Below are 15270 nucleotides of genomic sequence, written 5' to 3'. Positions count from 1 at the left end.
GCTTTGATTGGCGTCTTTGCTCCGTGATGCCAGGCGCCGAAGCTCTTGCGACGAATAATCCTGCCTGATCCGAACCGAGACTGTCATGGGCGAATTTCCTTCGCCCCATGGAATCAGTAATTCCCTGGAGAAGGAATCCAAAACGAGTCACAAATAATCCCCGTTGGTATAAGTTGCGATTCAGCCGCAGCGTAACAACCATCCGCTATGGCGGCTGTCGCGACAGGAAACGTCCGCAGGTTCCTACTTATATTAACCGGTCCTAGCTCCCTCCAAAGGCATCGATGTGCTCGTGGCCAAAATGAGGCCACGGCTGGCCACGGCGCCAATCTCAAGTGCTGCGGGGCGCTCCCAAGAGAGCGAGGGGAATGTTGAGTTGGTAATCAACCCCCGTCGGCTCGAATCTCAGTCGCACTTCACCATGAAGTTGCGCGGCAAGGGCGCCGAGCAGGCGAGTGCCGAAACTGTGCTGGGTGGGCTCCTGCACCGCTGGACCACCCGTCTCGGTCCATCGCAGCGTGAATAGCCGCGTCTGTTCATCGGCGGTCGATGTGATACTTACACGCCCTGTAGTGTTGGACAATGCGCCGTATTTGACCGCATTGGTGCATAGCTCATTCAGAGATAAAGTGAGAGGCAGGACCGCCCCTGGGCCGATCTCGATCAGCGCGTTCTGAACGATAAACCGCCGAACGTCCCCGTTGTCAAAGGGGTCAATTGCGGCGCGAACAACGTCAATCAAATGCGCGCCGGACTCGTCTGTTCGGAGCAATAGATCCTGCGCCCTACCCATCGCAGTCAGGCGGCTCGCGATGGCCGATCGGCCTTGCTCTACGTTTTTCGCAGTCCGCAAGCTCTCCGACGTGATTGCCATGACTGTCGCCAGCATGTTCTTCACGCGATGATGCAACTCCTCTAGGAGGAGACGCTGCAATCGCGTTCCGGTCTCGTGCTCGGTGGCGTCAGTTCCTGCCTGATAAAGGAGGCGCGAGACGTCGTTTCTGGCTAGTCCCAGCAAGTCCCGCAGGTTGGAATTTTCGGATTCTAAGCTGTTGCTCTTGAGACCTTTAGCCGTGATATCCCGCATGGCAGCGATCACTACCAGCCCGTCGGCCGCATCGAATGGGCTTAGACTGATCTCGATAGGGAATTCACTGCCGTCCTTCCGAAGCGCCGACATCTCCAGCCCAGCGCCCATCATGCGGGGACTGGGGTCGTTCATGAAACGATCCATATGACCCGAATGAAGGTCTCGGTACCGTTCCGGCATAAGAACACTAGGAGGCATGCCAAGCAGTTCGTTGGGGTGGTAGCCCAACATGGCTTCGACGCGATTATTGGCGAAGATGATCCGGCCGGAATAGTCAAACACGAATACTGCATCCGGACTGGCCTCGTAAAACTCGCGAAACGGGGTCTCTTTTATTCGCGCGGCTTTGCGGTGCCGGTCTGCAACGCTCGTTCCAAGACCGCCAACTTGGACCGTGGCCCCACCTTCTCGAATAGTCACGCCGAGCCACCGGCGATCTGGCCCCGAAAAGTGAACGGTTGCATGTTGATCCTCGCAAAAAATTAGGAGCGTGGGCCGAAAACGCAATTCTCAGCTGCACGATGTCTAATGGGGGCCCCGACGATGCTTAACTATAACACACAGCACTCCAACAGCGATGCGCCAATTGCGGGGTCTCGAAGCGTCAAACTGCTGGTTTGCGGTTTAGTTGTTTAAACGTCTGAATGCGCGCTCGGAAACCACCAGCGCTTTCCAGAACATTTTCGCCAATCGCTTGCTCTGGGGCGCCATCGCGCGGTCACTTGCCCTGAGGTCGCGGTCGTCCATGCCCATAAGCTCGATCAATGGCTAGTCTGCGGCACCATGTGCCTTTCTGTGGTCCGGCGAGGTGCGAAAGTGGGTCCTGCGCCGACGACAGTCTTGGCAAGCTCCGACGCGACCGCCAAGTGCAGCGGCGCAGCGTTCGCTCGCCGACATAACCTCGATCTGGTCCAAGCTCAGGTGCCCGGCATGGCAACCCGATAGGCAGGGCCGGCAGCGGAAGACATAGGCGACCTCGATGGCGCGCACTGGTCTAGTTGTGTGCTACCTTGTCTTGCGTCAGCGTCAACAGCCGGTCGAACGGCCAGTATGCGGCGTGTAGAGTGAGGTGTCATCGAGCTTGCCGTGCCCAAGCGGCACTTGGATAACGTGGATATCAACCTGCTCCAAGAGGTAGGTGGCAAAGCTGACGCAGCGTGTGCGGGCTGACTTGCATGGGATGCCCGCGACCTCGGCTGCCTCCTACACCGCTCAATGCAGTTGCGACGACGAGATCTGAGTGCAACTGCCGCCCGAGAACAGCCAACCATTGAGCACCTATCGTGCGACCTGGTGGGCATCGTGCCTTTAGGTGTGGCCTCCCCTGCTATTCGGGATTTTGCAAGCACTGGTTTCGCCGTGGGGGTTGCTCCGCTGTTACTGGATCATCTTCGAGCTGGCGCTCACGGTTTTAGCCGTTTTTGGTGCTACTTGTGCAGGCCTCGACTACCGGTGCGCTTAGTGATGCCGTTATGTCCGGAAATCTAAGAACCTTGAACGGTGGCCGTGTCGGCATCATCCTGCACAATCACGGCCCTCGTCACGCCGATATTGTCATGCTGGTGGGCAGCGGTGACAATCCATCTCAAGGCTTTCCGTTCATCTGCATCAACAACTAGCGCCGGCCGGCTACAAAGTGCATGTTGCTTACCATGAACACATTGGCGAGCGACTATCCGTTGGCCAAACAGCTTCTCCTGCTGACTGGGACCCGCGGCGATGGCGGCGCGCTTGACTGGGCGAACCATTTCTCCGTCCGACTCGAGCGTTTCAAGGCGCAGCCGCTATTGCAGTTCGCTGTCCTCGGTTTCGGCGACCGCAGCTTCCTTCATTTCTGTCGCTTCGCCGTCGCGGTTGATGTTGCCCTGCGGGCCAAAGCTGTAGTTCACGCTGCGGGCAATCTGCGTTGGCGCATTCTCACCCGACTCATACCAACAAAAACAAGGACACCGGCGATGAACCTGCAAGTGGACAATAGCTATGCCCCGATCCAGATCGGTTTGCATTGGCTGATCGCCGCGCTGGTGCTCTTCCAACTGGTGTTCGGTGAAAGCATGGTAGCAGCCACCGATGCTGCCGAAGAGGGCACGACACTCGGTGCGACCGATGCGGTTTTGGCGACGGCACATTATTGGGTCGGCATCTCGGTGCTGGTGTTGTTCGCCGTGCGGCTTGCCGTACGGCTGCGTCTCGGTGCGCCGGCTCCAGCGGAGGGCAATGCCCTGATGGCTCTAGCAGCAAGGACGACGCACTGGCTGTTTTACATCCTGCTGGCCGTGGTGCCTGTGACGGGGCTGATCACCGTCCACATCAATCCGGGAATGGGCGAGTTCCACCAACTGGCCAAACCGGCGTTCATTGTGCTGATTGTAATCCATGCCGGAGCCGCGCTGTTCCACCACTTCGTGCTGCGCGACGGCACGCTCAAGCGCATGCTGATCATCGCAAAATCGGGGCGATCTGCATGAGCCGGCTGCAAACTCATTCGGAGAACCATGCCGTTTCGCGGATTGGCTGGCTACGTGCCGCCGTACTCGGCGCCAACGACGGCATCGTCTCAACGGCCAGCCTGATCGTCGGCGTCGCTGCCGCATCAACCGACCGCCCGGCCATTATAGTGGCCGGTGTCGCCGGACTAGTGGCGGGAGCAATGTCGATGGCGGCCGGCGAATATGTGTCGGTCAGCTCGCAACTGGACACCGAGCGTGCAGATATCGCCCGCGAGACTAGGGAACTGGTAGATGAGCCCGAAGCGGAACGGCGCGAACTGGCAGGCATCTATGAGAAGCGCGGGCTCGATCCTGCTCTGGCCTTGCAGGTTGCGGACCAACTGACGGCCCACGATGCGTTGGCGGCTCATGCCCGCGACGAACTTGGAATTTCCGAATTCACCACGGCGCGCCCAATCCAGGCGGCGCTCACTTCTGCGGCCACGTTTTCGATTGGCGCCGCCCTGCCATTGGCGACCGCGGTTCTCGTTCCACAGGACTGGATCATCCCAAGCGTTTCTGCTGGGGCATTAGCCTTTCTTGCCCTACTTGGTGCTTTGGGTGCGCAGGCGGGTGGCGCGCCCATATTTCGGGCCATGGCACGCGTGGTTTTTTGGGGGGCCTTAGCTCTGGCGCTGACTGCCGGCATCGGCAGGCTCTTCGGCGCTGTCGTGTGACCTTGCCTATTTTTGATGTGATGAAGCGCTTCGTTCCGTCAAACGCTTCTTTCGCGCTCAAGCGACCTGTCCATGACGGAAAGGATTTGTGACGTGCCCCAGTTGACCCAGCTCATCTCGACCGCCACCGCGGTTCCCGCCAATATCCTACTGCAAAGCGATGTTGCTACAGCGGCAGGCGAAATTTTTGGACCGCGGTTCCGTGAGTTTGACCGCATGGCTAAAGTCTTTGACAGCGCCGGCATCCATAAGCGTCATGCCGCCCGTCCAATCGAATGGTTTTTCCAACCGCGTGGTTGGCCAAGACGCACTGGGGTATATCTCGAGACGGCGGGATCTCTATTCATCGAAGCCGCCACCAAGGCGCTCGATGAAGCCGGGCTAACGGCGGCCGATATCGACACTGTGGTGACGATATCCTCAACGGGGATCGCGACGCCTTCGCTTGAAGCACGGGTGTGGGGCCAGGTGGGTTTCCCCAGTGATATCGAGCGCGTGCCGGTTTTCGGTCTGGGCTGCGCCGGCGGTGTGTCCGGTCTTGCCATCGGCGCACGACTGGCGCAGGCGCGGCCCGGCACCAATGTGCTGATCGTCGCTGTGGAACTGTGTACCCTCTCGTTCCGCCTCGACGAAATGACCAAGGCCAACATCGTCGCCACTGCGCTGTTTGGCTACGGCGCCGCGGCCTGCATTTTGCGGGCCGGGGAAGGCGGCATGGCCGATGTGGAGTTTGCCGGTCAGCACACTTGGCCCAACACGCTGGACATCATGGGCTGGAGCGTCGATCCGCAGGGCTTTGGGGTGATCTTCGATCGCTCCATTCCGCCCTTCGCCGAAGCCGAGATGGGGCCGGCTGTGGATGGCATCCTCGCCCGCCATGACCTGACACGCTCAGATATTGATCGTTTCGCCTGTCATCCAGGCGGCATTAAGGTGGTGGATGCTCTAGAACGGGCTTTGTCGCTGGAAAAGGGTAGTCTCGATATCGAGCGGGAAGTGCTCAACGACTATCGCAACATGTCCGCGCCCACAGCGCTGTTTGTTCTCGACCGGCTGCGACGGCATGGCCTGCAGCACAGGTCATTGCTGACCGCTATGGGGCCGGGCTTCTCGGCTAGTTGCGTCTCGCTGCGCGCTGTCGCATGACCTGGTCCATTGCCCTGCTGGCGTTTGTGAGTCTCGAGCGCTTGGGCGAACTGGTTCTCGCGCGCCATAACACCGCGCGTCTGCTGTCACGGGGCGCTGTGGAGCATGGGGCCGGTCATTACCCATTGATCGTGTTGCTGCATGCGACTTGGCTTGGCGGCCTTTGGGTTCTGGCCTGGAACTTGCCCATCCAGCCGCTTTGGCTAACCGCTTTCATCCTATTTCAGGTTCTGCGCATTTGGGTGCTGGTCAGCCTAGGAGAACGCTGGACTACCCGCATCATCGTCCTGCCGGAAGCTCCGTTGGTGGCTCGCGGACCTTACCGCTGGCTTTCCCATCCGAATTATGCCGTCGTCGTTGGTGAAATCGCGGTGCTGCCGATTGTCTACGGGCTCAATTGGTATGCCCTGATATTTTCAATCGCCAACGTCGCCGTCCTCACGATTCGCGTTCGTGCCGAAGAGATGGCGCTCGCAAAGAGTTAAGGGCGGGCTAGCGTTTAAAGCCGTATGGCGCTCTTGGCATAGCTGGAAATTGCCTGCCTGCGGCTAACGTCGTTCGAAGCGCTAAACTGGAATGTCTGACGGGATCCCCGCGGCGTTGAATGGTCCTGATGCCGCGAGCACAACAATAAATCCTTGCCCAGAACGGCGTGAAGGCTCTTCGAGTCATACCGCGCGGTGAGCAGGCCGCTGCATTTCTCAAGCCCATCGATTGCCGCGATTGGGCCCTTGGCAGGAACGGCGTCGATTGCGGGCTTTTTTGGGCCCGTGCGTGGCGGATTTGCCGCCTTTTGGGCAGCGGCCCATGGGATCTGAGCGCCTTCGAAGTGGGCCTCACATTGAGCGGTGACCGCACTATTGCGCTCGGCGTTCTAGCAATCACAATTGCAACCAAATTATGTTCCGTGCAAAGCCGTAGGGAGATGGGCTTCTAACCTCCCAAATGGATCGTCAGGACGTGGCTGCGCCCATCGAGGGGCAGGCGTAGATCGCCGGTGGATGGGGCTAGGACGGCGTCATCGAGGATGACCCGGCGGGTGTCGGGGCTGGCGTGGGAAGCGTTTTTGACGCTGACATCGTATCGCGTGGTGCCGAGTTTTACGCTGGCTTCGAAGTCAGTCCATGTGGTCGGGATACAGGGGGCGATCACAAGTATTTGGCCTTCGCGGCGGATGCCCAGGATCGCTTCAATGCCGGCGCGATGCATCCAGCCGGCCGATCCGGTGTACCAGGTCCAACCGCCACGGCCGACATGGGGGGCGACCGAATAGACGTCGGCAGCGATCACATAGGGTTCGACCTTGTAGCGGTCCACCTGCTCGGGCGTGTGCGCATGATTGATGGGATTGAGCAGCCCGAACAAATCGTGGGCCTCGTCGCCTTGGCCGAGTTTGGCAAAGGCCATGATTGCCCACATTGCAGCGTGGCTATACTGACCGCCGTTCTCGCGCAGGCCCGGCGGATAGCCCTTGATGTAGCCCGGATCGTGCGGGGTCTTGTCGAAGGGCGGGATGAAGAGCAGGGCCAGGCCATCGTCGCGCCGGATTAAATGCCGTTGCAGCGATTCCATGCTGGTTGCGGCCCGCGATGGATCGGCAGCGCCGGACAGCACGGCCCAGGATTGGGCGATGGAGTCGATCTGGCATTCGCCGCTCAGTTTTGAGCCGAGCCAGGTGCCATCGTCAAATGTGGCACGGCGATACCATTCGCCGTCCCAGGCATGGCGTTCAAGCGCTAACTTGACACTGGCCATATGGGTGCGCCAACGCTGCGCGCGCTCGGGGGCGCGAGCTTCTGCAAGGGGCAGGAACAGCGTGATGGTGCGGATGAGCAGCCAGCCAAGCCAGACGCTCTCGCCCTTGCCGCCTTCGCCGACCCGGCTCATGCCGTCGTTCCAATCGCCGGTGCCCATCAAGGGCAGGCCATGTTCGCCGGTCAGTTCGAGGCACTGGTCCAGCCCGCGCGCACAATGCTCGAACAGGGTCGCAAACTCTCCGGCAACCATCGGTTGGAAGAATGCGTCGTGTTCTTCTGGGCGCAGGCGCGGCCCTTCAAGGAAAGGCACGTTCTCGTCGAGGACAGTGCTGTCGTCCGCCGCAAGGACATAGGTCGCGGTGGCAAAGGCCAACCAGACGCGATCATCGGAAATCCGCGTGCGAACCCCTTGGCCCGATTGCGGCAGCCACCAATGCTGGACGTCACCCTCGGGGAACTGGCGGGCGGCCGCTCGAAGCAGATGGTGCCGGGTTTCCTCGGGGCGCGCAAAAGTCAGCGCCATGCCGTCCTGCAACTGGTCGCGGAAGCCATAGGCGCCGCTGGCTTGATAGAAGGCCGAGCGGGCCCAGACACGGCAGGCCAGGGTCTGATAGAGCAGCCAGCCATTGAGCATGATGTCCATGGCGCGATCCGGCGTCTTCACCTGAATGGCGCCAAGCAGCTCGCGCCAATGGTTGGCGACTTCGGCGAGGACCACGTCAAGGTCAGCGGCACGATAGCGGGTGATCAGGGATCGCGCGGCCTCGGGCGAGCTGCTTTGCCCGATGAACGATACCACTTCGACAGTCTCGCCGACGCCCAGGTCGATGAACCGCTGCAGCGCAGCACAGGGATCAAGCCCGGCGCCGCTGGCGCCCAGGAGGGGGGATCGACCGAGCAATGCGGCTGGCGCGGCCAGGCTGCCGTGGCGACCGATAAATTCGGTGCGGTCGGCCGTCCTGCCGGTCTGCTGGCCGCCAAGATCGGCAAAAGCTGTGCGGCTCGAAAAGGCTGGGCTCCATGGATTGTGGGCCAGTATTGCTCCGGTGGACGCGTCGACCTCCGTCGCAATGAACGGGGCCGAGGCGCCGCGCGACGTCCCGAGGACCCATTCGGCATAGCTCGTGACAGAAAGGCGCCGGGGCTTGCCCGACAGATTGGTGAGGGTCAGGCGCGAAATCTTGATCGGATCGGCCAGCGGCACGTATTGCAGCAGATCGGTCGCGATACCATTGGCAGTGTGCTCGAAGCTGCTATAGCCAAAGCCGTGGCGGGAGACATAGGTGCCGCCGTCGCGGATCGGCTGGGCCGTCGGGCTCCAGAGTTCGCCACTGTCTTCGTCGCGAATGTAGAATGCTTCGCCGGTCGGATCGGTGACGGGATCGTTGGACCATTGCGTCAGCTGGTTTTCGCGGCTGTTTTCAGCCCAGCTATAGCCGCTGCCTTCGGTGGAAACCTGGAAGCCGAAATCAGGGTTGGAAATGACGTTGATCCACGGGACAGGGGTGTTCTGGCCCGCGTTGAGGACAGTCACATACTCGGTGCCGTCCTTGTCGAAGCCACCCAGACCGTTGAAGAATTCCAACTCCGGCGTCAGCAGGATGACGGGTACACCTATCCGATGCCGGCGCACCAGCAATGGCGGGACCGCCGCTGTCAGCACCAGGTCGAGCTGGTTGGCGATCGAGCCGTGATGCGCGTTGAGAACCACCCGGGCGACCGATCGGAGTAGTGCGCGCACCTCGACGCTCATCAGGTCGGCGCGCAACGTATAGACAGTGCCTTGCCCGAGCGGCTCCCCAAAACTTGGTCGCAGCTGGCTGCTGCGGACTGCGGTCTCAATAGCAATCTGCAAATCCTGCACATAGGATGAGCCGCGCTCGTTGATGATGACTAGATCGACCCCGAGCCGCTTCATCCGCCAGTATTCCTGGGCGCGCAACAATTGGCGAACCTGGGCGATGTCCTCGATATCCTCGATGCGCAACAGCACGATCGGCAGATCGCCGGAAATGGACAGCGGCCATAGTCCCGGCTGTGAGCCGGCGCCTTTAATAATTAGATCCGAGGGCGGTCGGAAGCGGCGGTCGGCATAAAGAAGCGGCGCCGCCAAGCGCTGGAAGTCGGCGGCCTCCTGTGCCCCGACATCCAGGTGACGCAACTGGACCTGCGCCTGGGTCCAGGCCAGGGTCTTGGCGCGCTCGAACGCGCTACGGTCATGGTGCTTGTCGAGCAAATCCAGCAGCTCGGCACGCGAAGCGGCGACGATGGTCCAGAAGGCCACGCGCGAGACCTTGCCGGGCACCACCCGCAGGCGGCGGCGCAGCGAAAAGATCGGGTCCAGAACCGTTCCGACGGTATTCGAGAGCGGCTCACCCGTTCGGAGCACGGCCGCATCTCCGAGCGCACGGGCCTTCCCGATAAAGCGCGCTCGATCGGTTTCGTATTGTGGGTCGGCCGCCAGTTCGCCTTCCACCACCGCGAAATGGGCGGCCCAGACTTCCGGCTCGGCTGCTGAGCGGGGGCGGCGGGTGGCAATGATGGCGTCGAACTCGGCCAGATGCTCGGTCTGCACGAACATCTTGGCGAAGGCGGGATGGGCATTGTCCGTCGCCGGAGTGGTGAGCACGACTTCGGCGTAGGAGGTCAGCTCAATCTCGCGGGCGCGCCTGCCGGTATTGGTCAGTGTGACCCGGCGCACTTCGCCATCATCCTCGCCCGAGACCAGCACATCCATCGCTGTGGTCAGTGAGCCATAGCGGCGCGTGAACTCGGCATGATCTTCGCCAAAGATGACCTCATCATGATCGGCATCGTTCTTGACCGGCTGCGCGCCGGCGGACCACACATTGCCGCTCTGGACGTCGCGGAAAATGATGAAGGAGCCCCAGTCGTCACGGGTCACGTCTTCCCGCCACCGCGTAATGGCGATATCGCGCCAGCGGCTATAGCCGGAGCCGGCAGCGGTGAGCATCACCGCATAGCGCCCATTCGAAAGCAGATGGGTGATGGGCTGGCCGCCAGATGGAGCGTGCAGGTGGCGCACGGCGGGCGCTTCCCCGATAACCTCGTCCGGTGAGGCTTTGACCTCCTCGGCGCGCGGGTGGGTGGTGACGATGTCGCGTGGCACGCGTTCCTGCAACAGCAGTTCGCTGGCTCGGATCATTGGTTCGCGGTGGAACCGGTCACGCATCTGGCCATCCAGCAACGTATTGGCGATCGCCACGATGGTCATGCCCTGGTGATGGGCCATGAAGTTGCGGACGATGGCCACGTCCTTGTTTTCCGGGACCCGCGAGCGGGTGAAGTCCAGGGCTTCAAAGAAGCCATAACGGCCGTTGGCGCCCATTTCGGCTAGACGCTGATAGTTGCGCAGCGCGTCATGCGGATCGACCATGGTGGCCAAGCCGGTCGCATAAGGCGCAATCACCACATTGTCGGACAGTCCACGCTTGAGGCCAAGGCCGGGCACGCCAAAATTGGAGTATTGGTAGGTCAACTCCATGTCACGGGCATTATAGGCGGACTCCGAAATGCCCCACGGCACACCCAGCGAGCGTCCATAGGCCTGCTGGCGCTCGACAACGAGGCGTGTGGTCTCTTCGAGCAGGCTCCCCACCGGCTCGCGCATCACCAGCGACGGCATCAGATACTCGAACATCGAGCCGGACCACGAGATCAGCGCCGAGCCATTGCCCAGCGGCGTTGCGGCCCGGCCCAGGCGGAACCAATGCTGAGTGGTGACGTCGCCCTTGGCCACGGCAAACAGGCTTGCCGATCTGGCCTCGGAAGCCAGCAGATCATAACAGCTGGGGTCGAGACTGTTATCGACTAACGAATAGCCGATCGACAGCAATTTGCGGTCCGGATCGAGCAGCCAGGCAAAGTCCATGGCTAGCGCCATCTCGCGCGCCGCATCGGCCAGCCCCTGCAGGCGTTCGGCCAACGCGGTCGCCGGGATGCCGGCTTGCAGCAGGTCGCGCTCGTGCTGGAACGCGGTTCGACGCAATGCCTCGCACCAGAACATCAGATCGAGCGAACTGTCATGTCCAACCAGCGGGATGAGGTCCTGTGCCGCCTTGGCGGCTTTTTCGGCCATCCGCCTGAGGGTGGGCGAAGACGCATCGGTGGTGCGCGTGGCATTGAGTTCGGCTTCTATCTCATCGAAGGCAGTCGCCAATTGCTGCCCGACCTCGCCCTGTGCGGCGGGTAAATCCGCAAGAGCCGCAAGCGCAAGTTCCAATGTATCGGCCAAACCAGCGCGGCCATCGAAAGCCAATGGCGCCAAAGTCCACTCTTCGCAGGCATTGGCCAGGGCGATCAGGTGCCCGGCCAGATTGCCGCTATCGACGGATGACACATAGATCGGGTCGAGCGACCGCAGATCCTGCGTGTCGTACCAGTTGAACAAATGGCCGCGGAACTTGTTCAGCCGGCGGATCGACGCAAATGTCGCCTCGAGGCGCTCTATGGTTTCGGTGGTCCCGGCCCAGCCAAAATCACGGGCCGCAACAGTCGAAAGCAGGTAGAGCCCGATATTGGTGGGAGACGTTCGATGAGCGATGGCGGGCCGCGGGTCTTCCTGGAAGTTGTCCGGCGGCAGCATGTGATCTGCCGGCGTGACGAAGGTCTCGAAGAAGCGCCAGGTTCGGCGCGCGATCTGCCGTAACTGGGCGGCGTCCGTCGCGGATAGAACGAGGCGCTTGGGCAGGGCGGGCGCGCGGCTCGCCCAAAGAGCCAGTGCTGGTGCAAAAAGCCAGATCAGGGCAAACGGCAACACCAGCGGCCAAGACGCCGGGCCAATGGCTACAGCGCCAGCACAGATGACGAGACCCAGCGCCGTACCGGCCAGCATTGTCCGGTAAAAACCGAGCATATCGAGCCGTGGACTGCCCATTGATTGAGCCGCGGCGGTCCATTCCAGCAAGTGCCGGCGGGTGACAAACAGCCGTATCAGCGTGCGGACAATGGCATCGCCCATGCGCCACGCCTGATCGGGCAGGAATGCGATGGCGAGAAATGTCTGGGTGGCCGCGATGCGCATATCCGCAGCCACCGCGCCGACATGGTTGCGCAGCCGGACGCCGGTACGGCGATGCAGCACCGACAATAAGGAGGGCAGAAGCGCCGGCAGCGCCATGGTACCGAGAACGATGAGCACGCCGAGAACGCCCGGCCACACCGGCAGCAACCAGCTCAGCCCCAGGCCCAACAGGGCAAGCGGCGCCAACAGGGAGCGACGCAGATTGTCGAGCATTTTTCCACGCCCGACCGCCGGCACCGCGTGGACGCCGGACTTCCGATTGAAGAGCCAGGGCAGCAATTGCCAGTCGCCACGGGTCCAGCGATGCTGGCGTTTGCCCGCAACGTCGTAGCGCGAGGGTGCCCCCTCGACCACTTCGATATCGGAGGCGAGGCCGGCCCGGGCAAAAATCCCTTCGAACAGATCGTGGCTCAGCAGGGCATTTTCGGGAACACGTCCCTCGAGTGCTGCTTCGAAGGCATCGACGTCGTATATGCCCTTGCCGGTATAGGAACCCTCGCCAAACAGGTCCTGATAGACATCCGAAACCGCGGCTGCGTAGGGATCCATGCCGCCCGGGCCCGAAAAGGCCCGCTGATAGAGCGATCCATCGCTGCCCTGCGGCAGCGACGGGGTAACGCGCGGCTGCAAGATGCCGTAGCCCTTGACCACGCGTTTTTCGGCCACGTCGAAGCGGGGGCGATTGAGCGGATGAGCCATCTTTCCGATCAGCCGCAGCGCGGCCTCACGCGGCAACCGCGTATCGGCGTCCAGAGTGATGACGTAGCGCACATCGCTTGGAACATGGGGTGCAATGCCAGCAATCGGCACGAATGTCGTGTCGGTCGCCCCGCGCAGCAGCCGGTTGAGTTCGTGCAGCTTGCCGCGCTTGCGCTCCCATCCCATCCATTTGTTTTCATTGGCATTAAACACCCGCTGCCGATGCAGCAGGATGAAACGATCCCCCGCTGGTGCCGGCCCATAGCGCTGGTTCAACTTGTCGATGGCAGCAGCCGCCACGGCCAGTAAGGCAGCATCGCCGTCGACGATTTCCTGGTTGGCATCCATGCCGTCCGGCAATAGCGCGAACACTAGGTCGCCGCCGGCGCCGGCAAGATAATGCACCTCCAGCCGCTCGACCTGCTCCAGCAGGTCGGCTTCATCGGTCAACAGGGTTGGAACAGCGACCAGCGTGCGCAGCGACTGGGGGATCCCGTCGGTCAGCTCCAGCCCTGGTAGAGTTGTCGCGCCAAAACTCCAGGCAACGCCGCGATTGATCAGCGCCGTGGCCACCTCAGTCATCGGCAAGAACGTCAGGACTGCAAAAACCGCCAGCCACCCAGCCGTCCCGCCCATCGTAGCCAGCACCCAGAGCGACAGCGCCAGCAACAGTGCCGTGACCAAAAATATGGCGCCGATATAGCCGCCAATGCCCAGCCGGACATTGAACCGGCTGATCAGCAGCCGGGGCGGGGCGTGAAACGCAATTGTGCGTTCGAGCTCCGGCCGGCCCTCGGCGATCAGGTAATAGCCCGGGTCGGTAGTACGCTCGGCATCGACAGCGTCGGGGTCAACCAGCGCCGCTTTTAGCGCCTCGTCGGCGACGTCTAGTTCGGTGATCGCCGAGCCGCGGGCAAGTTGCTCGATGGCGCTGCGATAGAGATTGCGGGTGGCGAAATCCATCTCGCCGAACGCGCTTCCCTGGCGCAGCCGGGCGTCGACAAGACTGACGCTCTCGAACAGATCAGCCCAATCAATATCGGAGATCAGCCGCATGCTGGTGATGACATTGCGCACACTGACATTGGAAGCGCCCTGCCGTTGCTGGGCGTGCTGCACCACCGTTTCAATCGAGGTGCCCTGCTGGCCAAGCCGTTCTTCCAGCCAGCCGAGCGCAGGGGTGGTCCTGGGGTCGCGGTCGCGCAGGCGCTTGGCCAACTGGGCGGCAAACACCTCCGAGAGCGGCGCCGATGAGCGCAGGGCAATGTCGTTGTCGAGCGCCGATCGGGCATTGCCGGAGACCAGCAGCCGGTTGGCCAGCTCATTGGCGTCGGCGCGCTTGATCCGCCCGATGCTCATCTGGTCGGCCAGTCGCCGCAGGTTTTCGATGAGAACGATGCGCAGGGTGATCGCCACGGCCCACAGCTCGCCTATGGTCAGCGGCTGCACCCGCTGGTACGCGGTAATGAAGCGGACCAGGATTTGGGGATCGAACAGGCTATCGGTGTGGGCGACGAACGCCCAGGCCAGCCCGAGCACCCTTGGATAGCCGGCAAAAGGGCCCTCGGCGAGCTTGGGCAATTGGCGATAAAAGCCGGGCGGCAGATCGTCCCGGATTTCCCGGATCTGTTCTTCGATCAAGTGATAATTGTCGAGTACCCATTCAGCGGCGGGCACCACGTCACGGCCACTTTCCAGTTCGGCCGCACTGGCGCGGTAGGCGGCGAGCAGCACCGCCGCATTGTCGGTGAGACGCGTATGCAGCGACAGCACCCGCGGCGGCGTATTGGTGACCGGCTGTGCAGCGGCTAGGCTCTCGGCATGCTGTTCTAGCCGTTCCACGCCGAACAGCTCCTCCCGCACCGGTGCCGTATCGCTCCAGACCAGAGACGACCGGCGATGCCCTAAGACGCGGCGCAGCAGCGAAATCATGAGACGGTTCTCTGCCTATGTCCGCTGCGGCGCAGCAAATGGCGGTGAATTGCTTATTGACTCGATACCGGACACTAACTCAGTGCGGCAGAGCATACGAGCTGCAAGATATTAAGCGCAGATCGAAACGTTTAACAGGTCGGTGACTGTCGGTGCGAGCACTCGAAACCGATGGTCGCCTCCGCCTATGTGTTTAAATCCACTAGGTCGTGTTGACAAACTGGATTCCCAAAACGTCTTTGCTGTGATTCAAGACTGCTTTTTAGGAGGCGGTTTTGGCACGCGGGGATTTGTCGGACGCAGAGTGGCGGCTCATTGGAGAGCTTTTGCCGGCTGAACGAGGGCGCAAGTCCCGACCAGCGCAAGACAATCGCCGTTATCTGAACGGCATGCTCCATGTTCTGCGGGTTGGCTGCCCCTGGCGCGACATGCATGA

General features: G+C 61.6%; 8 protein-coding genes. 6 read left to right on the top strand and 2 right to left on the bottom strand.

Annotation, left to right across the window (positions count from 1 at the left end; genetic code table 11):
* Nucleotides 1-331: 331 nt before the first annotated feature.
* A complete protein-coding gene (locus WH91_RS16135; RefSeq protein ID WP_158409584.1) occupies nt 332-1510 on the bottom strand; it encodes a PAS domain S-box protein in 1179 nt (392 codons plus the stop codon).
* A 1073-nt stretch (nt 1511-2583) separates the two neighbouring features.
* Between WH91_RS16135 and WH91_RS25830 the strand changes: the two genes are divergently transcribed.
* The 5 genes from WH91_RS25830 (at nt 2584) to WH91_RS16110 (ending at nt 5887) form a co-directional block, all read left to right on the top strand.
* Complete coding sequence (locus WH91_RS25830) at nt 2584-2709, top strand: hypothetical protein (RefSeq protein WP_280140263.1); 126 nt, start codon at nt 2584-2586, stop codon at nt 2707-2709.
* Nucleotides 2710-2751: 42 nt separating this feature from the next.
* Nucleotides 2752-3558, top strand: coding sequence for a cytochrome b (locus WH91_RS25540; protein ID WP_244542479.1), 807 nt, complete (start codon nt 2752-2754; stop codon nt 3556-3558).
* Entirely contained in the window at nt 3555-4256 is a 702-nt protein-coding gene (locus WH91_RS16120) for a VIT1/CCC1 transporter family protein (protein WP_046172041.1), read from the top strand. Before WH91_RS25540 ends, WH91_RS16120 begins: the two co-directional genes overlap by 4 nt.
* A 93-nt stretch (nt 4257-4349) precedes the next feature.
* A complete protein-coding gene (locus tag WH91_RS16115; protein ID WP_143078285.1) occupies nt 4350-5402 on the top strand; it encodes a type III polyketide synthase in 1053 nt (350 codons plus the stop codon).
* The gene (locus WH91_RS16110; protein ID WP_046172039.1) at nt 5399-5887 is read left to right on the top strand and encodes an isoprenylcysteine carboxyl methyltransferase family protein; all 489 of its coding nucleotides are present in this window, start codon (nt 5399-5401) and stop codon (nt 5885-5887) included. The genes WH91_RS16115 and WH91_RS16110 overlap by 4 nt, the downstream gene beginning before the upstream one ends.
* Nucleotides 5888-6335: 448 nt before the next feature.
* On the opposite strand, the gene WH91_RS16105 is transcribed toward WH91_RS16110, so the two are convergent.
* Nucleotides 6336-14834: a glycoside hydrolase family 94 protein gene (locus WH91_RS16105; protein ID WP_046172038.1), complete on the bottom strand. Its 8499-nt coding sequence runs from the start codon at nt 14832-14834 to the stop codon at nt 6336-6338.
* 275 nt (nt 14835-15109) lie between these two features.
* On the opposite strand from WH91_RS16105, the gene WH91_RS23630 reads away from it, so the two are divergent.
* Nucleotides 15110-15270 (top strand): transposase (locus WH91_RS23630; RefSeq protein WP_144408352.1); only part of this gene is annotated, 161 nt, incomplete at its 3' end.

The sequence above is a fragment of the Devosia psychrophila genome (assembly GCF_000971275.1).
GTDB lineage: Bacteria > Pseudomonadota > Alphaproteobacteria > Rhizobiales > Devosiaceae > Devosia > Devosia psychrophila.
Note: the sequence above shows the minus strand (reverse complement) of the source record. Positions and strands in the feature narration are given on the sequence as shown.